Raw genomic sequence first — 22,367 nt, forward strand, 5'->3', positions numbered from 1 at the left:
CCGGGAGCTAGTGCGAGGACGCCGCGCTGGCGTGGGACGGAAGCCCGTGCGCGTCGTGCCCGTGGTCATGGCCGTGGGCGCCGTGCGCTCCGTGCGCACCACCCTCCGCCGCGTCTGCCTTCTTCGTCATCGTCAGCACCACGAACACGCCAATCTCCAGCATGCCGAAGATGGCCAGCGCCCGCAGGGACGGATCCCACAGCACCAGCGCGCCGGTGATGAACACGTTGGCCAGCGCCAGCGGCAGGAGGATCTTCCAGCCCAGCGTCTGGATCTGGTCGTAGCGGAAGCGGGGGAACGTCCAGCGGATGACCAGCTGGATCCAGATGAGGAAGACCACCTTCACCCAGAACACCGTGCCCAGCAGGGTGCCGTACAGCCACCCGTGCTCCTGCATCAGCGGCTGGCTCGCCAGCCACTCGTTGCCGAAGGGCAGGTGGTGGCCGCCGAAGAACAGCGCCGTCGTCACGCCGGCCAGCACCACGACCTCCACGAACTCGGAGATCATGAACAGGCCGAACTTCATGCCGGAGTACTCCACGAAGTAGCCGATGATCTCCGACTCGCCTTCCGGCACGTCGAACGGGGCGCGCTTGGTCTCCGCGAAGGACGCGGCGAAGAAGCCGATGAACCCGATGGGCTGCAACAGGAAGCCCCACGCCGGGATGCCCAGGTCGAACCCGCCCTCGGTGCGCCACAGGTACTGCGCCTGCCCCGTGGCCTGCGCGCCGTCCAGGGCCAGCGTGCCGACGAGCGCCGGCAGCTGCAGCGAGGAGAACGCCATGAACAGGCCGACCAGCGACAGGCCCAGGGCGACCTCGTAGGAGATCATCTGCGAGGAGGCGCGGACGCCGCCCAGCAGCGCGAACTTGTTGTTGGAGGACCAGCCGGCGAGCGCGGTGCCGTAGACCGCCAGCGACGCGATGGCCAGGAGGTACAGCACGCCGAAGTCGGGCGTCGCCACCACCATGTCCACGGAGTGGCCGAACACCGTGACGGAGGGGCCCGCGGGCACCACCGCGAACAGCGCGAACACGGGGGCGAAGGCGAGGATGGGGCCCAGCTTGAACATGAACGTGTTCGCCGTGCCCGGGATGAAGTCCTCCTTGGTCAGCATCTTCAGCACGTCCGTGAGGATGTGCGGCAGACCCGCCAGGGAGCGGTTGCGGATGCCGGGCAGGTTGATGCGCGCGCGGTTGGGACCGACGCGGTCCTGCATGAGCGCGCTCCACTTGCGCTCGGCGATGGTGAGCAGCGTCGCGATGATCATCACGAAGACGAGCATCAGGAACAGGATGTTCGTCAGGCGGCTGGCGCCCGCGAATCCGTGCTTCTCGGCGAGGCCGCCGACCACGTAGGCCGCCGCGGAGACTCCCGCGAGCGTCGCGACGATGAAGCCCATCGCGAAGAGGACAGTCAGAACGCGCTTCATCGCTAGATACCCCTCACCCGGGGAGCACCGAACTCACGGTAGCCCGGAGGACGCCCGTCGGCGCCCGTCGGCAGCGGATTGATACCCGGCTTCTCCCGGTCCGGCGGAGACGCCTTGTCCCAGTTGAACTCCGCGAACTCGGCCACCTTGCCGGACAGCTCGCGCCACACGTCCCGCGCGCTGCTCCAGGTCGGCGCCTCGCCCCCCAGCTCGCGCGTCAGCTCCGCGGCCCACTTCCAGCCGGGGATGACGTCGCCCTTGGGCGGGTACGCCTTGCGGAAGCGCTGGGTCATCCCGTCCATCTGCGTGAACGAGCCCTCGTCCTCCACGTGGATGGACGCGGGCAGCAGCACCGTGGCCTGCGCCGTCACCGGCGACTCGTTCTTCTCCTGGACCACGAAGACGTCCAGCGAGGCCGCCGCGCTGGCGAAGGCCTCCACGTCACCGGGCACCTCGGTGCCGATGGCGTACAGCCCCTTCACCTGACCCTTGGAGAGCGCCTGGGTGAGCGACTCGTAGGTCTCCACCTTCAGGCCCAGGCCCTTGGCGATCCACTCCAGACCCTTGCGGTTGGGGTTCTTGTCCGCCGTCTTCAGGAAGTGGTCCGACTTGCCCGCCGGACGACCCCCCACGTAGACGGTGGTGAGGCCCAGCGTCGCCTTGGCGAAGGTGAGGCCCGCCAGGAGCTCCTCGTTGGAGGACACCGGCGAGGCGAGCACCGCGAGCTTGCTCGAGCCCACCAGCGGCTTGAGCGCCTTGGCGGCGGCCTGCGCGGCCTCCTTGCGCGTCACCACCGGCACGGCCTCGGAGCCGGACTGGCCCGTGGCGCGGCCCACCCTCGCCTGGAGCACGCGGCCCAGGTTGAAGGACTTGTACATGAGCCGGCCCTGATCACACATCCAGCTCTTGTTGATCTCCTCGTTCTCGCGAGGACGGATGCGGTAGGTGTCCTGCGACATCCAGTCCGCGTACGTGTTGCAGCCCTTCGCGCAGCCCGTGCAGATGGACGGCGTGGCGGACAGGAACCACGCGCGCGCCTTGAAGCGGAAGTCGCGGCTGAGCAGCGCGCCCACCGGGCAGACGTCCACGGTGTTCATCGAGTAGTCGCTGTCGAGCTCGTTGCCCGGGAACACGTCGATGCGCTCGTGGCTGCCGCGGCCGAACACGCCCAGCTGCGGCTCCTTGGCGACCTCGTTCATCACGCGCACGCAGCGGGTGCACATGATGCAGCGCTCCTGGTCCAGCACCACGCGGGGGCCCAGGACCTTGCGCTTGTTCTTCAGCGTCTTGCCGCCCTCGAGCCGCGAGGGGCGGTAGTCGTACTTCATGTAGTAGTCCTGCAGCTTGCACTCACCGGCCTGGTCGCAGATGGAGCAGTCGACCGGGTGGTTGAGCAGCAGGAACTCCATCACCGCGCGCTGCTGCTCCTTCACCTTCGGCGTCGTCGTCTTGACGACCACGCCCTCGGCCAGCGGCGTCTGGCACGCGGGCACCATCTTGGGCGCGTTGGACGCCTCGATGAGGCAGATGCGGCAGTTGGCCGCGATGGAGAGGCGCGGGTGGTAGCAGTAGTAGGGGATGTCCGAGCCGACCGTCTTGGCCGCCTCGATCATGTTCGTCCCCGGCTTCACGACGACTTCCTTGCCGTCGATGGTGCAGGTGACGAAGCCCGGGTTCTTCGGCGCGGGCTTGGGCGGCGGGCCCGGAGGCGCGGCCGCCTTGGGGGGCGCGGTGACGCTGCTGGCCGCCGCGGGGGGCGTGTCCAGCTTCGCGCCGGCCGGAGGGTTGGAGGGCTCGGGACCGATCTTCGCCGCGGGGGTGTCCGTGGGCGCGCCCTTGGGGGGCGGCTGCGCGTCACCGGTCGGCTTCTTCGTGTCGTTGTCGCTCACTGCTCGACCTCGCCGCCAATCATGTTGATGGTGTCAAACGTGGGGATGAGGTCCGCCAGCATCTTCCCCTCGATGATGTGGGGCACCGCCGCGAGCACCGGGAAGCCCGGCGCGCGCACGTGCACCTTGTACGGGCGACCGCGCCCGTCGCTCACCAGGTACCAGCCCAGCTCGCCGTTCGAGGCCTCCGTCGCGTCGTAGGCCTCGCCGGGGGGCACCTGGATGCCCTCCATGACGAGCTTGAAGTGCGCCATCACGCCCTCGATGGTTCCGTACACCTCGGGCTTGGGCGGCAGCGCGATGCGCCAGTCATCCACGATGATGGGACCGGCCGGGATGGTGTCGAGCGCCTGGCGCAGGATGCGGATGGACTGACGCATCTCCTCCATGCGGACGAGGTAGCGGTCGTAGTTGTCGCCGTGCTCGCCCACCGGGATGTCGAAGTCGAAGCGGTCGTAGACCCAGTACGGCTGCGTCTTGCGCAGGTCGTGGTCCACGCCGCAGGCGCGCAGCGCGGGGCCCGTCCAGCCGTAGTCGATGGCGTCGTCCGCGGTGATGATGCCGGTGCCCTTGGTGCGGTCGACGAAGATGCGGTTGCGCGTGAGCAACCCGTCCATCTCCACCAGCAGCTCCTCCGTGCGGGTGAGCGTCTTGCGGACCTTGTCCGCCCAGCCCTCGGGCAGGTCGCGGTTGATGCCACCCACGCGGCCGAAGCTGGTGGTGAGGCGCGCGCCGGTCAGCTCCGTGACGCGGTCCTGGAGCAGCTCGCGGGCCTCCATGCCGTAGAGGAACGGCGCGAAGCCGCCCATCTCCAGGCCGGTGGCGCCCACGCACGTCAGGTGGTCCGTCAGCCGGTGCAGCTCGCTGCCGATGACGCGGATGTACTGGGCGCGCTCGGGAATCTCCAGGCCGATGAGCTTCTCGACGGCGTTGAGGAACCCGAAGTTGTTCATCATCGCGGACAGGTAGTTGAGCCGGTCCGTGTACGGCAGGCACTGCGTCCAGGTGACGTTCTCGCAGCTCTTCTGGAAGCCGCGGTGGAGGAAGCCGATCTCCGGGTCGATCTTGACGATGGTCTCGCCGTCCAGCTCCACCTTCAGCCGCACGGTGCCGTGCGTGGCGGGGTGGGACGGGCCCATGTTGATGACCATGTGCTTGGCCTGGAGATGCGCCTCCAGCTCCGAGCCCTCGGGCGGCAGCGAGCCGTCCGTGTCCGGATTGTGGCCCTTCGCTTCAAAGTTGTGGCTGTCGGCCATGGTGTCGTCCTCAGGAGTGCCCGCTGGTGCCGGGACCGCGGAAGATGTCCTTGATGGGGCGCTCCGGGATGAGCGGCTGCCTGTCTCGCAGCGCGTAGTCCTTGCGCAGCGGGTGGCCCTGGAACTCCTCGTACAGGAGGATGCGGCGCAGGTCCGGGTGCCCGTCGAAGCGGATGCCGTAGAAGTCCCAGACCAGGCGCTCCCACCAGTTGGCGCCGCGGAACAGCGGGACCAACGAGGGAATCACGGCCTGGTGCTCGCTCACGCGCACCTTGAGCCGCACGTGCTCGTGGCGCTTGAGGGAGTAGAGGAAGTAGACGACCTCGAAGCGCGGGTCGTTCTCCGCCAGGTGCAGCCGGTCCACGGCGTCGACGGAGCCGAAGAGCTTGAACTGCAGCTCCTCGTCGTTCTTCAGGAACGCGGCGACCTTCGGCAGTGAGTCGGGATGGATCACGGCCCAGGCGCCACCGGCCCGGTCCACGTAGCGCTCCACCACCGCCTCGGGGAAGTGGGCGGAGACCCTGTCCAACGCGAAAGTGCTCAAGGGGGACCCAATGACTGAGGGAGAAGAATCCGCGGCTTTATAAGGAGCCCAGAAGGGGGGCGTCAACGTAAACCCTCAACCATGTAGGCCACTTAGGAAGACCAGAAGCCAGCGTTGCGCACCCGGCGTCCGGGGAGGCTCACGGATCGTCCAAAGGGTCGGGAATCAGGCGGCCGAGCCCGGTCCCCGGGCCAGCGAGGGCCCCGCCGCCAGAGGGACGAAGGTGGCCACCGGCTGGCTCTTGCCGGGCACCAGGGCCTGTCCGACGGCCTCCCAGCCGAACCGGGCCCCCGCCTGCTCCCGGGTCGCTCCGGACACGAGGACGGGCACTCCGGCCCGCTTGGTGAGCCCCTCGATGCGGCTGGCCAGGTTCACCGTGTCGCCGATGGCGGTGTAGTCCAGGCGCCGGGCCGTGGAGCCGATGTTCCCCAACACCACCGGGCCCGTGTGGATGCCCACCCCCATGCGCAGGGCCGGCACGCCCTGGAGGGCCCGCTCCGCGTTGAACCCCTCCAACTCGCTCACCATGTCCAGCGCGCAACGCACCGCCCGGGAGGCGTGCTCCTCGTCGGTCAGGGGCGCGCCGAAGTACACCATGAGTGCGTCCCCGATGAACTTGTCCAGCGTTCCGCCGTGGCGGAACACCACCTCCACCATGCGGCCATAGTAGGCGTTGAGCAGCTTGACGACCTCGCCCGGGGGCAGGTGCTCGCTCATGGCGGTGAAGTCGCGGATGTCGGCGAAGAGGACGGTGACCTCGCGCAGCTCGGGCTCAGGGGAGGCGAGGCGCTGGAGGCGCTCGGCGACGGCGGGGGCGAAGTAGCGGCCCAGGCGGGCGCGCTTGAGCTCCTCCTCGGAGACGGCGGCGGACAGGGCGCGGATGCGGTTGAGCAGGTGCCGGGCGCCGGCGGCGGCCACGGAGAGCATGACGACGGCGGCCATCTGCGCGCCCACGCCGATGCCGGCCTGGTGCTGGAGGGCCACCTCGGCGACGGCGGCGAAGGCGGTGACGACCAGCGTCACGGTGTTGCGCAGGGTCAGCGCGGCCAGCAGCACCAGCACCGCGTAGATGCCGAGCGTGAAGCCAGCGACGCCCCCGGGGGAGGGGGACACGGGGATGGCGTGGCTCTGGAGCCAGTACACCGCGGGCACGTCGATGAAGGCCACGGACAGCCCCGCCCAGCGCACGGCCCGGGGCGAGCGGACCACCGCGACGAGCACACCCGTGGTGCACAGCCAGTACACGCTCAAGGGGGCCAGGTATTCGGCCCAGTCGGCCTTGCCCACGAAGAGGCCCAGCGTGGCGGAGATGGCGAACATCACGGTGATGGCGACGAAGCGGATCCACGCGAGCTGGCGCGCGTTGCGGTGGCGCTCGCCGTCGAGGGCGCGGTTGACCGAGTCCTCGATGCCTTCTGGCGCGTTGGGACGCAGGGCTCCCCCCATCCGCGAGCGCTGCGCCTTCCGGGCCGGAAAGGGGCCATGGCTCGCGAGCCTCTCTCATTGCGGTATACACGCCCTGCATGGTCGAGTCCTCTTCCTCGCACCCCCTCCGCCCGCTCGTCTGGCGCCTCGCCCTGGGCCTGGGGCTGGGACTTGTGCTGTTCGCCGGGGAGACCTGGTGGCTTTTGCGCTCCGGCCTCGTGGGCGTGGACATCCCCGTGGATGGCCCCTATGCGGCGCTGTCGGCGGCGGTGCGACCCGTGCTCCCGGGGCTCCTGGCCCGCGTGGCGGCCGTCTACGTCGTGGCGGGCATGGTCCTCGCGGCGGTGGCCTGGGGGCTCGCGCGCGTCTGGGGGCGGGGGGGCGTCCTGGCCACGCTGGCGGGGTGGCTCGGGCTTGGCCTGGTGCTCGCGTGGGACCGCGCCATCGCCCGGCCCGCGCTGTTCGATGACCTGCCGGCGGTGAGGCCGGTGCTGGGGTGGCTGGTGGACCACGGTGAGCCCTGGCACCCGAGGCTCGCCGCGGGGCTGGTCGCGCTGCTGCACGTCGGGGTGTGGCTCTGGTGGCAGGACACGTGGACGCGGCGGGCGCGGCAGGGTGGCGTGGTGCTGGCGGGGGGCCTGGCGCTGTTCGTCGCGGGACGCGCGGGCGGCTGGGTGGGGGGCGAGAAGCATCCGTTGGTGGTGCTCATCGGCATCGACGCGTTCCGGCCGGACCGGCTCTTGAGCCAGGGAGGCTCGGGGGCGGTGGCGCCGCACGTGGACCGCTTCGTGGCGGAGTCCACGTTCTTCACCCAGGCGTACACGCCGGTGGCGCAGACGGAGCCCGCGTGGCGCTCGCTGCTCACCGCGCGCTGGCCGCATGAGACAGGGGTCCGCTACGCGCTGACAGCGGAGTCCCGGATGCAACTGCAACCCACCTTCGCGGAGAACTTCGCGCGGGCGGGCTGGCGCACGGTGTTCGCCACGGACTGCTCCCGCTTCCACGCCGAGGGGCCGAACTCTGGTTTCGCCACCCGGTTGCAGCCGCCGCGCGGGGCGGTGAACTTCCTCCTGGAGAAGCTGCGCTACCGGGCGCTGGGCGTCTTCGCGGACCACGCGCTGGGCGCCGCGTGGGTGCCGGAGTTCATCGACAACCGCGCGCTGGCGGGCATCCACGACCCCATGGGCTACGCGGAGCGGCTGACGTCCCGGCTGCTCGAGGAGGCGGGGCAGGGGCCCACGCTGTTCGCCTTCCACGCCACCGCCGCGCACTTCCCGGGCGACCCGGTGCACCCGTTCTACCGGCGCTTCGTGTCCGCGTCCGAGCCGCTGGAGCGGCGGCTGCGCATGCACTTCGCGCCCGTGTCACCGGGGGCCAAGGGGAGCTGGAGCCGCGAGGGCGCGGAGGCGCTCTACGACGAGCTGATTGCCCAGGCGGACGCGCAGGTGGGGCTGATGCTGGAGGCGCTGCGCCGCTCGGGCCGCTACGACGACGCGCTCATCGTCCTGGTGTCGGACCACGGCGAGAGCTTCCACGAGGACCGTCCAGACCTCGCTGGCGCCACGCCCGTGCACGGGGCCCGGCTGTCGGAGCTGGAGAACCGCATCCTGTTCGCGGTGAAGCCCGCCGGAGGTCGAGGCGCGGCGCCGGCCACGCTGGGCTCGCTGGTGCGCCTGGTCGACGTGGGCCCCACGCTGCTGGAGCTGTCGGGCCTGCCCGCGCTGCACGGCGCGGATGGCGTGTCGCTCGGGCCGTTGCTTCGTGGGGAGACGGTGCCGCCGCTCTCGCTGTACGCCGAGACGGGCTTCACGCACGTGTCGCCAGAGGTCTTCGATGAGGGGCACTGGCCCGGGGCTCCGCGCGCGTTCGACGCGTACCGCATCCGTCCGGACGGCGTGGTGGAGTTGAGCGACACCGCGCACACGGCGGTGGTGCTGGAGAAGGACCGGGGCGCCTACGACGGGCAGCGCTGGTGGGTGGACCGTCCTCGCGCGGATGGCTCCATGCTGCGCGCCTGCACGGGCGACTGTGAGGGCCTGGACGCGCTGGCGTTGGAGGCGTGGCTGGACGCGGTGCAGGGACGGACGGGGGCAGGGGAGTCGCGTAAGGTGGCGGGCCATGTCGACGACCCCAGACACCCCGTCCCTTCAGGAACAGTACGCCCCCCACAACAGCTGCTTCGGTTGCGGCCCGGCCAACGCCCAGGGCCTGCGCATCCGCAGCCGCGCGGAGGGTGAGCTGGTCGTCGCCGAGTGGACGCCCTCCGAGCACCACCAGGCCTTCCCCGGGGTGCTCAACGGCGGAATCATCGGCGCGCTGCTGGACTGTCACTGCAACTGGACGGCGGCGTACCACCTGATGAAGGCGCAGGGCGCGGAGTCCCCGCCGTGCACCGTCACCGCCGACTACACCATCACCCTCAAGCGCCCCACGCCGATGACGGGGCCGGTGCGGCTGGAGGCGAAGCCCGTCGAAATCAAGGGCGACCGCGCGGTGATTGAAGGCACCCTCATCGCGGGCGGCAAGGTGACGGCGCTGTGCCGGGGCACCTTCGTCGCGGTGAAGGAGGGCCACCCCGCGTACCACCGCTGGTGAGCGGCGCCCGGAAACACCAGGGGCCCCGACGCCGCCCTTCGAGAGGGTGGCACGCGGGGCCCCGGGAGCACTTCGTGGACTTCCGTGTGGACTACTTGCCCATGGAGATGAGCAGGTCGTGCCGGGCCGCGGTGGGGTTGGGCTGCTCGCGGTCGGCGATGCGGTGGACCTGGTTGGCGATCTTGTCCTGCAGCAGCATGAGACCGTCCAGCACCTGCTCCGGGCGGGGCGGGCAACCGGGGATGTAGACATCCACCGGGAGGATGCGGTCGATGCCCTGGAGCACCGCGTAGTTGTCGTAGAAGCCGCCCGAGGACGCGCACACGCCGAACGACACGACCCACTTGGGCTCGGTCATCTGCTCGTACACGCGCTTGAGGATGGGCGCCTGCTTCAGGTTGATGGTGCCCACCACCATCAGCAGGTCTGCCTGCCGGGGGGAGAAGCGCGGGAACTCCGCGCCGAAGCGCGCGATGTCGTGACGGCTGGCCGCCACGGACATGTACTCCATGCCGCAGCAGGCGGTGGCGTACGGGTAGGTGAACAGCGAGTACTTACGGGCCCAACCCAGGCCCTTGGAGACCATCCGCTGGAAGAAGCCCATGGCCTCGTCGCGGCGGGTCGTCAGCACTGGAGCGATGTCTGCATCAGCCATGATGGTTCAGCTCTCCCAATCCAGGGCGCCCTTCTTCCACACGTAGATGAGGCCCACCACGAGGGTCACCGCGAAGACGAGCATCTCCATGTACCCGAACCAACCGAGCGCCTGGAAGTTCACCGCCCAGGGGTACATGAACACGGCTTCCACGTCGAACACGATGAACAACAGCGCGACGACGTAGAACTTCACCGCGAACCGCTGACGTGCCGGGCCGCTCGACTCGGAGCCAGCCTCGAAGGCGGTCGACTTGATGGCGCTCGGGCGCTTGGGGCCCAGCCGCGCCGTGATGAAAGGAATCGCGACGCCCATGATGCCGGCAAGCAGCAGCACCACCGCCAGGGGCAGATAGGGCGAGAGGGGAGAGGGAGTCATCGCGCGCGGAACCTAATGACACCGGCTGACGCATGTCAAAGGGAAAGTCCCCTGCTCGGCGCCGCAACCCCTTGAGATGACGACGAAAAGCGCGGCTTGTCCCGGCCGGGCCAGGCAGGGGGCTGGCGGATGTCTCCTCGGGTGTCCCTGGGCGGGGGCGTGTTTGACGCTCCCGGGGACGGACGCCTACCGTCGTGCGGCCCGCGCTGGCGGGCGATCAGCGCTGCACTTGGGGAGAGGAAGAGGGCATGTGGGGCCGGCTCGGCTTGCGGATGCAGGTGGCCATCGCGGTGCTGGTGCCTTGCCTCACGGTGATGGGCCTGTGCATCTGGAACTTCTCCGCCCGACAGCATGAGGTGTCGGTCGACTTGCTCCAGAAGCGCGCCCGGGTGCTGGGCTCGCTGGTGGCGCAGCATCCGGCGGTGCTCCAGTGGGATGGCTCGCAGGAGGCCCAGGCGCGGCTGGAGACCGTGCTCGCGCGGGTGGAGGCGCGTGACGCCAACGGCGACGCGGGCTTCACGGTGAGCTACCAGGGGCTGCTCGGCCCGGACGGTCGCCCCGTGTACGAGTCGCTGGCACGTCTGCCGGAGCACGCGCGCGGCCCGACGGTCCGGGTGCGCGAGGGTTGTGTCACGTCGCTCATCGGCCTGCGCGAGGTGTCGCTGCGCTGCGCGAGCGGCGAGCGGACCTATGTCGTGGGCCTGGGCCTGGACGAGGCGGCGGCGTCCGTCACGGACCTCAAGGGCTCGGTGGTGGTGGGGCTGGTGGGCGCGCTGGGCCTGGGGCTCCTCTTGGCGGTGCTCATCAGTCGGACCATCGTCGACCCGGTGTCGCAGGTGACGGAGGTGGTGCGGGACGTGGCGCGCGGCGACGTGTCGCGCATGGAGCTGGACGTGCCCGCGACGGGCGAGGTCCGGCTGATGGCGGAGTCCTTCAACAAGATGCTCGGCACGCTGCGCATCACGGTGCTGGAGCTGGTGTCGCGCACCGAGCAGCTCTCCGGCGCATCGCGGGGGTTGTTGGGCGCGTCCGCGGACCAGGAGCACGTCATCAGCCAGCAGGCGGCCTATGCGCAGCAGATCGCCGCGACGTTCGAGGAGCTGAGCCGCACGGCCGAGCAGATCTCCTCCTCCACGGAGGTGGTGGAGTCGAGCGCCCGGCGCACCCACGAGGCGGTGGCTGAGGCGATGGCCGTGGTCGCGCAGGTGGTGGCGGGCATCAACGACATCCGCACCGAGTCCAAGGGCGTGGCGGACGCCATCGTCGGCCTCAACCAGGACCTGCAGCAGGTGTCGAAGATCGCCCACGTCATCAATCAGGTGGCGGAGCGCTCGGACCTGCTCGCGCTCAACGCCGCGCTGGAGGGCACCAAGGCGGGCGAGGTGGGTCGGGGCTTCTCGCTGGTGGCCGCGGAGATGCGCAAGCTGGCGGAGAACGTGTCTGTGTCCGCGCGCGACATCGGCCGCATCGTCGAGAAGGTGCAGGACTCGGGTGAAGAGGCCGCGTCGAAGGCCCGGGTGGGCATGGCGACGAGTGATCGCGGCGTCGAGGTCGCGGAGCAGGCGTCCTCGGTGTTCCAGCGCATCGTGGAGCTGGCGCGTGGGACGAGCGAGGCCGCGCGCCAGATTACGATTGCGACGCGGCAGCAGCGTCAGTCGAGCGAGCAGGCCGTGCAGGGCGCGCGCAACGTGGCGGAGCTGGTGAAGCAGGGCGTGGACGCCACCGGGCGCACCACCCGCATCGCGCAGGACCTGCAGGCGGTGGCGGAGGGGCTCACCACCGTCACCACCCGCTTCAAGACGACGCGCAGCTGAGGGCTACTCGCGCTTCCAGCGGACCTGGAGCTCCAGCTCGTCCACCGCACCCTCGCGCTCGTGCTCGACGCTGAAGTACGCGTCGGCGGGCACGTGCAGCCGCTCGCCGGCCACCTGGATGCTGAACGCCTTGCCCTTCTCCAGCGCGTCCGCCAGCCGGCGCAGCTTCGCGACGAACTGCGCTCGCGGGTACGTCTTCTCGATGTCTCGCTCGGGTCGTTTCGCCATCGGCGCATCGTGCCAGCGCATGCCGGCACCGTCGAACTCCGGGCCTGTCGGAAATCGCGAGCGAGGACGACGCGAGGGCCCGTGAAGCACGGTGGCTCCACGGGCCCTCAGGTCGAGCGTCCGCTCAGACGTGGCTCTGCTGGAAGCGATGCAGCGCCTGCTCCACTTCGTTGGCGAGCGACATCACCTGGTCGCCGACCTCGGAACGGTCGTCGCGCTGGGTCTCCTTGATCTTCTCCTTCACCCGGTCCTTCAAGTTGCCGATGGTGAGGCTGCCCGGGGCCTGGCTCGGGATGTAGTCGATGAGGCTCTCGGCGAACTTCTTCACCAGGCCCTGGGCCGGGACGAAGAGGAACATGCGCTCGCCGTACCAGCTCGTGTACATGCCGGAGAAGAGCCCCTCCTCGAACGGGTCCGAGCGCAGGTTGATGAGGTAGGGCCACGCCGGATTGAAGCGCTTGCCGCTGAACCACATGTCCGGGCCCCGGCCGTCCTGGTAGGCGAAGATGACCTTCCAGTCGTCGTAGCGCACCGCCGCGATGTTGCCGCTGTCGAGCACGTAGATGAACTCGTGCCGCCGACCCGGCTCCTTGCCCGCGAGCAGCCCGCGCTGGTCATACCCGTCCAGGTGGACGCGGAACTTCTTCTTGCCCACGGTGTGTCCCGCCTTGCACTTCTCCACCAGGTCCTCGGGGCCGCCCGCCGCCGCGACGAGGGTGGGCATCCAGTCCTCGTGGGCGAAGATGTCGTTGATGACGGTGCCCGGCTCGATGACGCCCGGCCAACGCACCACGCAGGGCACGCGCACGCCGCCCTCCCACGTGGAGCCCTTCTCACCCCGGAAGGGCGCGTTGCCGCCGTCCGGCCAGCCCATCTTCTGCACGCCGTTGTCGGTGGAGAACACGACGATGGTGTTGTCCGCGATGCCCAGTTCCTCCAGCTTCGCGAGCAGCACGCCCACGTGGTCGTCCAGCTCCGTCATCGCGTCCGCGTAGAGCCCCTTGCCCGTCTTGTTGCGGTACTTCTCCTGGAGGAACGTCCACACGTGGGTGCGCGTCGTGTTGTGCCAGAGGAAGAACGGCTTGTTGTCCTTCGCCGCGCGCTCCATGAAGGACAGCGAGGACTTGAGGAACTCCTCGTCCACCGTCTCCATGCGCTTCTTGGTGAGCGGGCCCGTGTCCTCGATCTTCTGGCGGCCCACGCGGCCCCAGCGAGGGTCCTCCGTCGGGTCATCCCGGTCCGTGGCCCAGGTGTGCAGCACGCCGCGCGGACCGAAGCGCTCCTTGAACGCCGGGTCCTTCGGGTAGTCGGGGCACTCGGGCTCGTTCTCCGCGTTGAGGTGGTAGAGGTTGCCGTGGAACTCGTCGAAGCCGTGCACCGTGGGCAGGTAGCGGTTCGAGTCTCCCAGGTGGTTCTTGCCGAACTGGCCACACACGTAGCCCTGCGGCTTGAGCAGCTCCGCGATGGTCGGGTCCGAGTCCTGGAGGCCGTAGTCCGCGCCCGGCATGCCGATGGTGGTGAGGCCCGTGCGCAGCGGGTTCATGCCGGTGATGAAGGCGGCGCGGCCCGCGGTGCAGCTCTGCTGCCCGTAGTAGTCCGTCATCATCGCGCCCTCGCGCGCGATGCGGTCGATGTTGGGCGTGCGGTAGCCCATCATCCCCTGGTTGTAGGCGCTGATGTTCCACAGCCCAATGTCGTCGCCCCAGATGACCAGGATGTTCGGCTTGCGCGCCGGTTGCTTGCCGTGCCCGTTGCCATTGCCGTTGCCCTTGGATTTGCCGATGAACGCCATGTGCCTGCTCCCCGTCGACCGCCGTCGGTGGACTCCGTCCGGCCCGTGGCAATGGTGCGGAGACAGGGTGGGGTGGGACGTCGTCCCCAGGGCTGGCCCAGGCGCGCGAGCGAGCGTCGCCCCAGCCCGAGGGCTCACGCCGTGGCGCGCGAGCGCAGCTTCGCGAACAGCTCCGGCGGCATGGCCGCGCTGCCCAGCTTGTGGTCGGCGGACACCGCCTCGCCGTGGAAGTCGCTGCCCGACGTCGGCACCAGGTCGTGCTCCTTCGCCAGCGCCAGGTACTTCTGCTTCAGCGCCGGGTTGTGGTCCGCGTGCAGCACCTCCAGCCCCGCGAGGCCCGCCTTCACCAGCTCGCGCAGCTCCATGCGCTCCACCTTCGACGAGCCCGGGTGCGCCAGCGTCGCCGTCCCGCCCGCCTTGCGGATGAGGCGGATGGCGTCCGCGCCGTCCAGCTTGAAGCGCTCCACCCACGCCATGCCCCGCGTCCCCAGGAACCGGTCGAACGCGGCCTTCATGTCCACCGCCCAACCCTGGTCCACCAACACGCGCGCCAGGTGCGGCCGCCCCAGCTGCGCGTCCCCCGCGATGGCGCGCACGTGCTCCATGCGCACGGGGAAGCCCAGCTGCTGCATCCTCGCGACCATCGCCTCCATCCGCTGCTCGCGCTCACCGCGCAGCCGCTGCGCGAAGCGCGCGAGGTCCTCGTCCTCCGGCCTCACGAAGTGACCGAGGATGTGGACCTCGCGGCCGAGCACGAAGGCGGAGATTTCGATGCCGGGCACCAGCTCCACGCCGTTGGCGAGCGCGGCGGCCTTCGCCTCGGCGAGCCCCGCCACCGTGTCGTGGTCCGTCACCGCCAACACCGTCACGCCCGCGGCCCGGGCGCGCTCGAGCAACTGCGTGGGCGAGTACTGCCCGTCGCTGGCGGTGGTGTGGGAGTGCAGGTCGATCACATCGGTCTCCAAGGGCGAGCGGTTGAAAGCCGCACTGTCGCGACCTAGGCTCTTCTTCAAACCACGAGCCACGTCAAGGGCGGCGATGCCGCAGCATCCACTCCAGATCTCCCGGAAGATTGAATACGGACTGAGGGCCATGACCTTCCTGGCCTCTCAGCCGCTGGAGCGAATGGTCCCCTTCCGGGAGATTGCCCGGCGCATGGATGTGCCCGAGGACTTCCTCGCCAAGATCCTCAAGGTCCTCGTCTCCCGCAAGCTCGTGCGCTCCACCCGGGGCGCCCACGGTGGCTACGCGCTGGCGCGGCCCGCGCGCGAGGTGACGTTCCTGGATGTCATCGAGGCGGTGGAAGGCCCCGTCAACGTCAACGTCTGCCAGGACACACAGCATGACGGCTGCCGGGCCACCGGAAGCTGCACCATGTACGGCGTGTGGAAGCTGGGCCAGCAGCGGATGTTGGATGTGTACCGCTCCACCACGCTGGACCGTCTGGCGATGACAGAGCTGAAGGGCTCGCCGCCTCCCGACTCGCTGCCCCTGGCCGCGCGGGCCTAGAGTGCCCGGCCCATGGCCAAGAAATCCGAATCGAACATCGAGAACCGGGTGTACCTCTTCGAGTCGCTCGCCAGCAGCTACGTGGCCGCGGCCTCGGAGGCGCTGGGCTCCAAGGACGCCGCCGAGCGCGAGCGCGCCCGCCGGGCCCTCGCGGAGCTGGCGTACGTCTCCTGTGTGGTGGCGGACACCGGGGACCTGCCCCCCGAGGCCGTGCGGGAGCGGCTGCTGAGCGCGTCCGCCCCGGCGCCGAAGTCCGCGCGTCGTGGCAAGCGGAACAAGTAGGCGGCCTCCCCCGCGCCGTGGATGATGACGTTGCTGGAGCGCCCCTTGAGTGGTGCGCCCCGAAGTCACCCGGCCCGAGGAGAGACCGACATGAGCCAGCAACAGCCCCCCGCCACCGGCGTGGTGATGACCCTGGTCAGCCACCCCCAGTTCAAGACGCAGCTCACCCATGGCCCGTCCGCCACCGGGATGGCGACGGAGGCCCCCCGGGACAACGGCGGCACCGGCGGCAGCTTCTCCCCCACGGACCTGGTGGGCGCCGCGCTGCTGGCCTGCGCGGTGACGACGATGCACCTGTTCGCCTCGCGCGAGGGCATCTCCCTGGGCGAGGTCCGCGGCCGCGTGGAGAAGCGCATGACGCCGCCGCCGCGCCGCATCGGTGAGCTCGTCGTGGACCTGCAGATGCCCGCGGGCCTGTCCGCCGAGCACCGCGCCCGTCTGGAGCAGGTGGGCCGCGAGTGTCCGGTGGCGCGCAGCCTCCACCCGGAGCTGAAGCTGCCCATGACGTTCAGCTACCCGGACTGACGCGCCCGCCCGCTCGGTGTGCACGGGAGCCTCCTGGCCTTCGCTGCCAGGAGGCTTCGTCATGAAGAACCTTCGCGACGGCACCTCCAACCCGGAGAGCGGCATGGACGCGAAGCGCCTGGGCATCTACCTCAACGACCACCACGCGGGCTCCGTGGCCGGCATCGAGCTGGCCCGGCGCACCGAGTCGGAGAACCACAGCAACCTCGTGGGCCACTTCCTGGCCACGCTCGTCCCGGAGCTGCGCGAGGACCAGCGCACGCTCGAGGCGGTGATGCGCGCGCTGGAGCTGCGAAGAGACCCCCTCAAGTCCCGCGTCGCGTGGGTGGTGGAGAAGGCCGCCCGGTTGAAGCTCAACGGCTCCTGGGTGCGCTACTCGCCGCTGAGCCGGCTGGTGGAACTGGAGGGGCTGAGCACCGCGACCGAGGGACGCCTGTCCTTGTGGGCCACGCTGGCGCGACTGCAGCGGAAGGACGCGCGGCTCGCGCCGTTCGACTTCGAGTCGCTCATCGCCCGAGGCGAGCTGCAGAAGGCCGCGCTCCAGCGCCTCAAGGCCCGTGCCTCGGACGTGGCCTTCGCGGATGCGCCCATGGCGTTCGGCTCGGGCGAGACGGCCATCGCCAGCTACTGAGGCGGTGTTGGAAACACCACGCCCCCCGGCGCTTTCGCGGCGGAGGGCGTGGGTGCTTCGAGCGCTGGTTCCAGCAGAGACGTCAGGTGCCCGAGGGCGACACCGGAGGCCGGGTGGCGTCCGGCTGCGGCACCAGGCGCAGCTGGCTGGCGCTGCCCGCGAAGCTCGCGTCCACGCCGCGCTCCAGGTACGTGTAGCCGGACAGGCCGTCCTCGTACATGCGCAGCAGGGTGCGCGACTCGTCCAGGGAGATGCGGCCCTGGCGCAGGGCCATCTCCGTGAACTTGCGCAGCCGGGCGACCAGGTCGTCCTTGTTGTAGCTGACGTAGTTGAGCACCTCCGTCACCGTGTCGCCCGCGACGACGTGGTCGATCAGGTAGCCCCCGTTGGGCGCCAGCGACACCTGCACGGTGTGCGTGTCACCGAAGAGGTTGTGCAGGTCGCCCAGGATCTCCTGGTACGCGCCCACCAGGAAGATGCCCAGGTAGTAGTCGTCGTCGTTGAGCGCGTGCAGCTCCAGCGCGTCCTTCACCTCGCGCTTGTCGATGAAGTGCTCGATCTTCCCGTCGGAGTCGCAGGTGATGTCCGCCAGCGTCGCGCGGCGCGTGGGCTTCTCCGCCAGACGGTGGATGGGCATCATCGGGAACAGCTGGTCGATGGCCCACGAGTCCGGCAGCGACTGGAACACGGAGAAGTTGCAGAAGTACGTGTCGCTCAGCGCCTTCTCCAGCGACTCGAGCTCCTCGGGAATCTCGCCCGCCTCCTTCGCGATGCGCATGATCTTGTGGCAGGTGGCCCAGTAGATGTTCTCGGCCGCCACGCGCTGCTCGAGCGACAGGTGACCCAACGAGAAGAGGGTGAGGCTCTCCTCCTTGGCGTCCTGCGCGTCGTGCCACGCCTCCAGCAGGTTCTTGTTCGTCACCTCGCGGAAGGTGGACAGGAGGTTGCGCACCACGGAGGGCGCCTTGTCGTCCACCTTGTCCGGCACGTGCGCCGGGTCGAACTCGCTGGTGCCCAGCACGTCCACCACCAGCACCGCGTGGTGCGCGACGACGGCGCGGCCCGACTCGGAGACGAGCGTCGGGTGCGGCACGCCCGCGCGGTCACACGCCTCCATCACGCCGAACACCACGTCGTTGGCGTACTCCTCCGTGGTGTAGTTCATGGAGGAGGCGAAGTTCGTCTGGGAGCCGTCGTAGTCCACGCCCAGGCCGCCGCCCACGTCCAGGTACTTCAGCGGCGCGCCCTGCCGCGCCACCTCCACGTAGAAGCAGCCCACCTCGCGCAGCGCGTTCTTCACGTTGCGGATGTTGGAGATCTGGCTCCCCAGGTGGAAGTGCAAGAGCTCGAACGCGGGCAAGAGGCCCGTGTCCTTCATGAAGGCGATGCAGGTCATCAGCTCGGAGGAGGACAGGCCGAACTTGGAGCGGTCTCCGCCGCTGGCCTCCCACTTGCCGGCGCCGCGCGTGGACAGCTTCACGCGCATGCCCAGCCGCGGGGTGATGCCCGTGCGACGCGCCACCTCGGCGATGAGGGGCAGCTCGCTGGGCTTCTCCACCACGAGGATGACGTTGCGGCCCAGGCGCGAATAGAAGAGCGCCGTCTCGATGTACTCCTCGTCCTTGTAGCCGTTGCAGATGACGAGCGCGTCCTCGTTCTCCAGCAGCGCCATCACCGCCATCAGCTCGGGCTTGCTGCCGGCCTCCAGGCCGTAGTTGTAGCCCTTGCCCGCCTCGATGATGGTCTCCACCACGTAGCGGTGCTGGTTCACCTTGATGGGGTAGACGCCCCGGTAGCCGCCCTTGAAGCCCTGGTCGGTCATGGCCTTGCGGAAGGCCTCGTTGAGGTGGACGACGCGGTGGCGCAGCACGTCCGTGAAGCGCAAGAGCAGCGGCAGACCGATGCCGCGGCGGCGCACTTCGTCCACCAGGTCCTTCAGGTCCATGCTGGGGGCCTGGGGCCCGTCCGGGTGGACGCAGACGTGTCCCTTGTCGTTGATGCCGAAGTAGGGCGAGCCCCAGTTCCGGATTCCATAGAGCTCGTGCGCGTCAGCGAGGGTCCAGCGGTGCGGAGGGGCGTTTGCGGGCATCGGCGGTTCGAGGCTCCCTGGGAAGAGAGGGGGTGGACTCCAGGCAACTGTGGAGGGGCGCGGGAACTATAGGAAAGCCCCCCGGCATTCAACAGCCGCCTGAAAGTGGGGCGAGCTGGCGGGCAGGCGTCCTTCCGGGGCCCCTGTCCTGGCGGGCGGACCTTCCATCCGATTCCTACCCTTTGTCCGAAGTGTCGGGAGGACGCGTGGATAGAAGGGAAGGGTACATGGAGTCGTCCGCACGCAGGGAAGAAGCGCCGCTGACCCCTCGGGAAATCTATGAGCGACTGGACCGGTACGTCATCGGCCAGGACGCCGCCAAGCGCGCGGTGGCCATCGCCGCCCACAACCACCTCAAGCGGGTGCAGGCCCGGCGCTTGCGCCGACAGTCCCTCATCAAGAAATCCAACATCCTGCTCATCGGCCCCACGGGGAGCGGGAAGACCCACATCGCCCGCAACCTGGCGGACATCCTCCACGTCCCGTTCACCACGGTGGACGCCACCGAGTACACGGAGGCCGGCTACTACGGCAAGGACGTGGAGGTGATGATCTCCGACCTGCTCCTCAAGGCGAACCACTCCGTCGAGGACACGCAGCGGGGCATCATCTTCGTGGACGAGGTGGACAAGATCGCCCGGCGCTCACAGGGGGCCCGCAACGGCGCGGGCAGCCGCGACATCGGCGGCGAGGGCGTCCAGCAGGGCCTGCTCAAGCTGCTGGAGGGGCGCGAGGTCTATGTCCCCCTGAATGTCACACAAGCGTGGAACAAGAGTGACTTCGTCCAGGTGGACACCCGGGACATCCTCTTCATCTGCGCGGGCACGTTCAGCGACCTGCACGACTACGGGGACGAGCCCGGCGGCGGCAGGCCCCTGGGCTTCGGCGCCGACGAGAGCTTCCGGCGCGCGAAGAAGCGCATCGGCACCAAGCAGCTGGTGGAGTTCGGCATGCTGGCGGAGTTCCTCGGGCGCCTGCCGGTGGTGGTGCAGCTGGATTTGTTGGGCGAGGCGGATCTCATCCGCGTGCTCACCGAGCCGCCGGACTCCATCATCCGCGAGTTCCGGGAGCTGCTCGCCATGGACGAGCTGGAGCTGGACTTCGACGACGGGGCGCTGCGCGAGGTGGTGCACTACTCGGTGGCGCGCGGGCTGGGGGCGCGAGGGTTGCGCTCCATCCTGGAGCACGTGATGGCGGACATCATGTTCGAGGCCCCCGAGCGGAAGCGTCGACAGGTGAAGGTGGACGCGGACTACGTGCGCCCGAGGCTGGCGACGCTGGACGCCGTGGAGCTCAACGTGTGACGTCCGCGTCACGCTCCGAGGCCTGGGCGGCGGCGCCCAGCCTCGCGGCGATGTCCGGGTCCTGGATGAGCTGGAGGACCAGGTCGTTGCGCAGGAGCGCGGCGGTGTCGCCCCGGGCGAGCGCCTGCTTCACCTGGTCATCCTGGAGCAGGCGCTGGAAGCGCGGGTCCTTGCGCAGGGCCTTGTAGGCCGGGTCGTTCTTGAGCTTCGGGGCGCGCTCGGGGTCCGTGCTGGCGCGGGCCACCGCCACCATGTCGTCCATGGGGGCGAACTGGCTCATCTCGAAGAGGTTGTAGCGGCGCGCGGCGGACACCGCGAGCGAGTCCTTGGGGGAGATGCCCAGGCGCTTGCCGGCGATGACCACGTGCTGCTCGAAGAAGGCCATGGCGCTGAGGACGAACCAGGCGAAGGCCGCCGACTTGGCCGCGCCGAGGACGAAGCCCAGGAAGCGGTCGATGCTCCGGTCCTCGTTGTCCTTGCCGGTGGCGAGGAAGCGCGCGAGCAGCGCTCCGAGGGCGTAGCGCACCGTCAGCCAGACGCATACGAAGAGGAGCGCGGTGCCCAGCACCAGGCCCACGACGAGCGGGCCATCCACGGCCTCGGCGAACCGGGGCGCGAGCAGCGGCCCCAGCTTGCGGGACGTGAAGTACCCCAGCGCGAGCCCCACCCAGTGGGCGACCTGGCGCGAGGCGCCGGTGAAGGCGCCGATCATGCCGAAGAACAGCACCAGGCCCAGGATGACGAGGTCGATGACCATGGGGAGTCGGGGCGCGGGGCGTCAGCGGATCTTGAACGAGTCGCCCTTGCCCTTGGCTTCTTCCTGGAGGCGCTTCTGGGCCTCGGCGAGGTTCTCCTTGTAGCGCGGATTGGAGGGCTCGTAGGTGAGGGCCATCTTGAGGTTGCGCTCGGCGGCGGACCAGTTGCCCGCGTCGATGTCCTTCTGCGCCTGCTGGTAGAACTGGCGGCCCTTGGGGTGGGTGCCGATCTGTTCTTCCTGCTCCTTCTTGGCGGCGGCCTTCGTCTCCGCCTCGGAGGCGTCGGTGTAGCGCAGCTTCTGGGCGCGCTCGGGGCCCGTCACGTCGGAGACGTACTTCTTGCGCTTCGTGTCGTCGCGCAGGACGTAGTAGGCCTCGGTGACGCGCTTGTAGAGCTCGTGGACCTGCTCCTTGAGCTGCTTGTCCGTGATGTGGAAGAAGCGGTCCGGGTGGTAGGTGCGGCTCTCCCGGTAGAACGCCTTCTTGATGTCCGAGGGCGTGGCCGTGCGCTCCAGCAGGAGCACCTCGAAGTAGTCGAGCTGCTCGAGCTTCGCGCAGCGTGACGCGAGGTCCGCGAGCTGTTGCCCGTCGAGCCCGGGGCCCTTGGCGGCGCTCGGAGGCGGCGGGGGTGACAGCGCGCCCGGCGGTGGAGGTGGCGGCGTCATTGGCGCCACGGACGGGATGGCCGGGGTGATGGGGCTGACCGCGGGCACGCGCGGAGCGGCGACCGGCGGGATGCCCGGGACGGGAGGCCGGGGCGCGAGGTCCGACGGCGCGATGGCCGGCAACGACATGGTGGGCCGGGCGCCGGGGCGATGCACGGGCACCGAGGGCGGGGGCGGTGGAGGGGCGAGCTGGCCCACGGCGAGCGTCGGAGGCGGGCGCGGCGTCAGGGCCGGACCGCGCGGCGCGGCGGGGATGCCCGTCGCGGGCGCGATGGAGGGCACCGTGGGTGCGCCCGTGGCCGGAGCGATGGGAGGCACCGAGGATGCGCCCGTGGCCGGCGCGATGGAGGGCACCGAGGGGGCGCCCGTGGCCGGCGCGATGGACGGCACCGCGGGCGCGATGGGCGGAACGACGGGAGAGATGGCGGGAACGGCTCCCGAGGGAGGACGGTTCGCGGGCGCCGCGCGAGGTGCTCCCACGACGGGGGCGGGCGTCGGTGGCGTCAGGCCAACCGGGGTCCCTCGGGGGGCGGGGCCCGAGCCGGGGGGCGGCGGAGGCGTCAGTCCCACGGGAGTTCCCCTCGACGCGGGGGCCGAGC

21 protein-coding genes are annotated in these 22,367 nt (G+C 69.9%); 8 read left to right on the forward strand and 13 right to left on the reverse strand.

Annotation, left to right across the window (positions count from 1 at the left end; all coding sequences use genetic code 11):
- Positions 1-7 precede the first annotated feature (7 nt).
- The 5 genes from LXT21_RS18825 to LXT21_RS18845 all read right to left on the reverse strand — a co-directional run bounded on the left by LXT21_RS18825 (position 8) and on the right by LXT21_RS18845 (position 6,567).
- On the reverse strand, positions 8-1,432 hold the full coding sequence (locus LXT21_RS18825) for a complex I subunit 1/NuoH family protein (RefSeq protein WP_254039518.1): 1,425 nt from the start codon (positions 1,430-1,432) through the stop codon (positions 8-10).
- A gap of 2 nt (positions 1,433-1,434) precedes the next feature.
- On the reverse strand, positions 1,435-3,321 hold the full coding sequence (locus LXT21_RS18830; protein WP_254039519.1) for a 2Fe-2S iron-sulfur cluster-binding protein: 1,887 nt from the start codon (positions 3,319-3,321) through the stop codon (positions 1,435-1,437).
- Positions 3,318-4,577, reverse strand: a complete 1,260-nt coding sequence (gene nuoD, locus LXT21_RS18835) for an NADH dehydrogenase (quinone) subunit D (RefSeq protein WP_254039520.1) — start codon at positions 4,575-4,577, stop codon at positions 3,318-3,320. The genes LXT21_RS18830 and nuoD overlap by 4 nt, the downstream gene beginning before the upstream one ends.
- A 10-nt stretch (positions 4,578-4,587) precedes the next feature.
- Positions 4,588-5,106, reverse strand: coding sequence for an NADH-quinone oxidoreductase subunit C (locus tag LXT21_RS18840; RefSeq protein ID WP_254039667.1), 519 nt, complete (start codon positions 5,104-5,106; stop codon positions 4,588-4,590).
- Positions 5,107-5,286: 180 nt separating this feature from the next.
- The gene (locus LXT21_RS18845; RefSeq protein ID WP_254039521.1) at positions 5,287-6,567 is read right to left on the reverse strand and encodes an adenylate/guanylate cyclase domain-containing protein; all 1,281 of its coding nucleotides are present in this window, start codon (positions 6,565-6,567) and stop codon (positions 5,287-5,289) included.
- 77 nt (positions 6,568-6,644) lie between these two features.
- Between LXT21_RS18845 and LXT21_RS18850 the strand changes: the two genes are divergently transcribed.
- Both LXT21_RS18850 and LXT21_RS18855 read left to right on the forward strand, forming a co-directional pair.
- A complete protein-coding gene (locus LXT21_RS18850; RefSeq protein WP_254039522.1) occupies positions 6,645-8,783 on the forward strand; it encodes a sulfatase-like hydrolase/transferase in 2,139 nt (712 codons plus the stop codon).
- Positions 8,665-9,141 carry a PaaI family thioesterase gene (locus LXT21_RS18855; protein ID WP_254039523.1) on the forward strand — a complete coding sequence of 159 codons (477 nt, stop codon included), beginning with the start codon at positions 8,665-8,667 and terminating at the stop codon, positions 9,139-9,141. The genes LXT21_RS18850 and LXT21_RS18855 overlap by 119 nt, the downstream gene beginning before the upstream one ends.
- Before the next feature lie 91 nt (positions 9,142-9,232).
- On the opposite strand, the gene LXT21_RS18860 is transcribed toward LXT21_RS18855, so the two are convergent.
- Together LXT21_RS18860 and LXT21_RS18865 are read right to left on the reverse strand one after the other, a co-directional pair.
- On the reverse strand, positions 9,233-9,796 hold the full coding sequence (locus tag LXT21_RS18860) for an NADH-quinone oxidoreductase subunit B (protein ID WP_046712975.1): 564 nt from the start codon (positions 9,794-9,796) through the stop codon (positions 9,233-9,235).
- A gap of 6 nt (positions 9,797-9,802) precedes the next feature.
- Entirely contained in the window at positions 9,803-10,174 is a 372-nt protein-coding gene (locus tag LXT21_RS18865) for an NADH-quinone oxidoreductase subunit A (protein WP_254039524.1), read from the reverse strand.
- 248 nt (positions 10,175-10,422) lie between these two features.
- Between LXT21_RS18865 and LXT21_RS18870 the strand changes: the two genes are divergently transcribed.
- Positions 10,423-11,988 carry a methyl-accepting chemotaxis protein gene (locus LXT21_RS18870; protein ID WP_254039525.1) on the forward strand — a complete coding sequence of 522 codons (1,566 nt, stop codon included), beginning with the start codon at positions 10,423-10,425 and terminating at the stop codon, positions 11,986-11,988.
- Between the two features lie 3 nt (positions 11,989-11,991).
- Here LXT21_RS18870 and LXT21_RS18875 read toward each other — a convergent pair whose 3' ends face one another.
- The 3 genes from LXT21_RS18875 to LXT21_RS18885 form a co-directional block, all read right to left on the reverse strand.
- Positions 11,992-12,216 carry an amphi-Trp domain-containing protein gene (locus LXT21_RS18875; protein WP_046712978.1) on the reverse strand — a complete coding sequence of 75 codons (225 nt, stop codon included), beginning with the start codon at positions 12,214-12,216 and terminating at the stop codon, positions 11,992-11,994.
- A gap of 124 nt (positions 12,217-12,340) precedes the next feature.
- Positions 12,341-14,008: an arylsulfatase gene (locus tag LXT21_RS18880; protein ID WP_254039526.1), complete on the reverse strand. Its 1,668-nt coding sequence runs from the start codon at positions 14,006-14,008 to the stop codon at positions 12,341-12,343.
- 134 nt (positions 14,009-14,142) lie between these two features.
- Positions 14,143-14,961 carry a PHP domain-containing protein gene (locus LXT21_RS18885; RefSeq protein ID WP_254039527.1) on the reverse strand — a complete coding sequence of 273 codons (819 nt, stop codon included), beginning with the start codon at positions 14,959-14,961 and terminating at the stop codon, positions 14,143-14,145.
- Positions 14,962-15,046: 85 nt separating this feature from the next.
- On the opposite strand from LXT21_RS18885, the gene LXT21_RS18890 reads away from it, so the two are divergent.
- The 4 genes from LXT21_RS18890 (at position 15,047) to LXT21_RS18905 (ending at position 16,955) form a co-directional block, all read left to right on the forward strand.
- Positions 15,047-15,517: an RrF2 family transcriptional regulator gene (locus LXT21_RS18890; protein WP_254039528.1), complete on the forward strand. Its 471-nt coding sequence runs from the start codon at positions 15,047-15,049 to the stop codon at positions 15,515-15,517.
- A 12-nt stretch (positions 15,518-15,529) separates the two neighbouring features.
- Complete coding sequence (locus LXT21_RS18895; protein WP_254039529.1) at positions 15,530-15,799, forward strand: hypothetical protein; 270 nt, start codon at positions 15,530-15,532, stop codon at positions 15,797-15,799.
- A gap of 90 nt (positions 15,800-15,889) precedes the next feature.
- A complete protein-coding gene (locus LXT21_RS18900) occupies positions 15,890-16,324 on the forward strand; it encodes an OsmC family protein (RefSeq protein ID WP_254039530.1) in 435 nt (144 codons plus the stop codon).
- Positions 16,325-16,385: 61 nt separating this feature from the next.
- Positions 16,386-16,955: a hypothetical protein gene (locus LXT21_RS18905; RefSeq protein ID WP_254039531.1), complete on the forward strand. Its 570-nt coding sequence runs from the start codon at positions 16,386-16,388 to the stop codon at positions 16,953-16,955.
- An 82-nt stretch (positions 16,956-17,037) separates the two neighbouring features.
- On the opposite strand, the gene speA is transcribed toward LXT21_RS18905, so the two are convergent.
- A complete protein-coding gene (speA, locus tag LXT21_RS18910; RefSeq protein ID WP_254039532.1) occupies positions 17,038-19,044 on the reverse strand; it encodes a biosynthetic arginine decarboxylase in 2,007 nt (668 codons plus the stop codon).
- Between the two features lie 227 nt (positions 19,045-19,271).
- On the opposite strand from speA, the gene clpX reads away from it, so the two are divergent.
- Positions 19,272-20,348 carry an ATP-dependent Clp protease ATP-binding subunit ClpX gene (clpX, locus tag LXT21_RS18915; RefSeq protein ID WP_254039533.1) on the forward strand — a complete coding sequence of 359 codons (1,077 nt, stop codon included), beginning with the start codon at positions 19,272-19,274 and terminating at the stop codon, positions 20,346-20,348.
- On the opposite strand, the gene LXT21_RS18920 is transcribed toward clpX, so the two are convergent.
- Both LXT21_RS18920 and LXT21_RS45390 read right to left on the reverse strand, forming a co-directional pair.
- Positions 20,338-21,105, reverse strand: a complete 768-nt coding sequence (locus LXT21_RS18920; protein WP_254039534.1) for a CvpA family protein — start codon at positions 21,103-21,105, stop codon at positions 20,338-20,340. The two genes, clpX and LXT21_RS18920, sit on opposite strands and share 11 nt — an antisense overlap.
- Before the next feature lie 21 nt (positions 21,106-21,126).
- Positions 21,127-22,248 carry a J domain-containing protein gene (locus tag LXT21_RS45390; RefSeq protein ID WP_254039668.1) on the reverse strand — a complete coding sequence of 374 codons (1,122 nt, stop codon included), beginning with the start codon at positions 22,246-22,248 and terminating at the stop codon, positions 21,127-21,129.
- Between the last annotated feature and the right edge of the window lie 119 nt (positions 22,249-22,367).

The organism is Myxococcus guangdongensis (genome assembly GCF_024198255.1).
GTDB lineage: Bacteria > Myxococcota > Myxococcia > Myxococcales > Myxococcaceae > Myxococcus > Myxococcus guangdongensis.

Coding starts and splice junctions, on each gene's coding strand:
- LXT21_RS18880 (WP_254039526.1), bottom strand. CDS start 14,008: ATGGCGTTCATCGGCAAATCCAAGGGCAACGGCAATGGCAACGGGCAC.
- LXT21_RS18875 (WP_046712978.1), bottom strand. CDS start 12,216: ATGGCGAAACGACCCGAGCGAGACATCGAGAAGACGTACCCGCGAGCG.
- LXT21_RS18920 (WP_254039534.1), bottom strand. CDS start 21,105: ATGGTCATCGACCTCGTCATCCTGGGCCTGGTGCTGTTCTTCGGCATG.
- LXT21_RS18850 (WP_254039522.1), top strand. CDS start 6,645: ATGGTCGAGTCCTCTTCCTCGCACCCCCTCCGCCCGCTCGTCTGGCGC.
- LXT21_RS18855 (WP_254039523.1), top strand. CDS start 8,665: ATGTCGACGACCCCAGACACCCCGTCCCTTCAGGAACAGTACGCCCCC.
- LXT21_RS18895 (WP_254039529.1), top strand. CDS start 15,530: ATGGCCAAGAAATCCGAATCGAACATCGAGAACCGGGTGTACCTCTTC.
- speA (WP_254039532.1), bottom strand. CDS start 19,044: ATGCCCGCAAACGCCCCTCCGCACCGCTGGACCCTCGCTGACGCGCAC.
- LXT21_RS18845 (WP_254039521.1), bottom strand. CDS start 6,567: ATGGGGGGAGCCCTGCGTCCCAACGCGCCAGAAGGCATCGAGGACTCG.
- LXT21_RS18825 (WP_254039518.1), bottom strand. CDS start 1,432: ATGAAGCGCGTTCTGACTGTCCTCTTCGCGATGGGCTTCATCGTCGCG.
- LXT21_RS18860 (WP_046712975.1), bottom strand. CDS start 9,796: ATGGCTGATGCAGACATCGCTCCAGTGCTGACGACCCGCCGCGACGAG.
- nuoD (WP_254039520.1), bottom strand. CDS start 4,577: ATGGCCGACAGCCACAACTTTGAAGCGAAGGGCCACAATCCGGACACG.
- clpX (WP_254039533.1), top strand. CDS start 19,272: ATGGAGTCGTCCGCACGCAGGGAAGAAGCGCCGCTGACCCCTCGGGAA.
- LXT21_RS18865 (WP_254039524.1), bottom strand. CDS start 10,174: ATGACTCCCTCTCCCCTCTCGCCCTATCTGCCCCTGGCGGTGGTGCTG.
- LXT21_RS18900 (WP_254039530.1), top strand. CDS start 15,890: ATGAGCCAGCAACAGCCCCCCGCCACCGGCGTGGTGATGACCCTGGTC.
- LXT21_RS18905 (WP_254039531.1), top strand. CDS start 16,386: ATGAAGAACCTTCGCGACGGCACCTCCAACCCGGAGAGCGGCATGGAC.
- LXT21_RS18890 (WP_254039528.1), top strand. CDS start 15,047: ATGCCGCAGCATCCACTCCAGATCTCCCGGAAGATTGAATACGGACTG.
- LXT21_RS18870 (WP_254039525.1), top strand. CDS start 10,423: ATGTGGGGCCGGCTCGGCTTGCGGATGCAGGTGGCCATCGCGGTGCTG.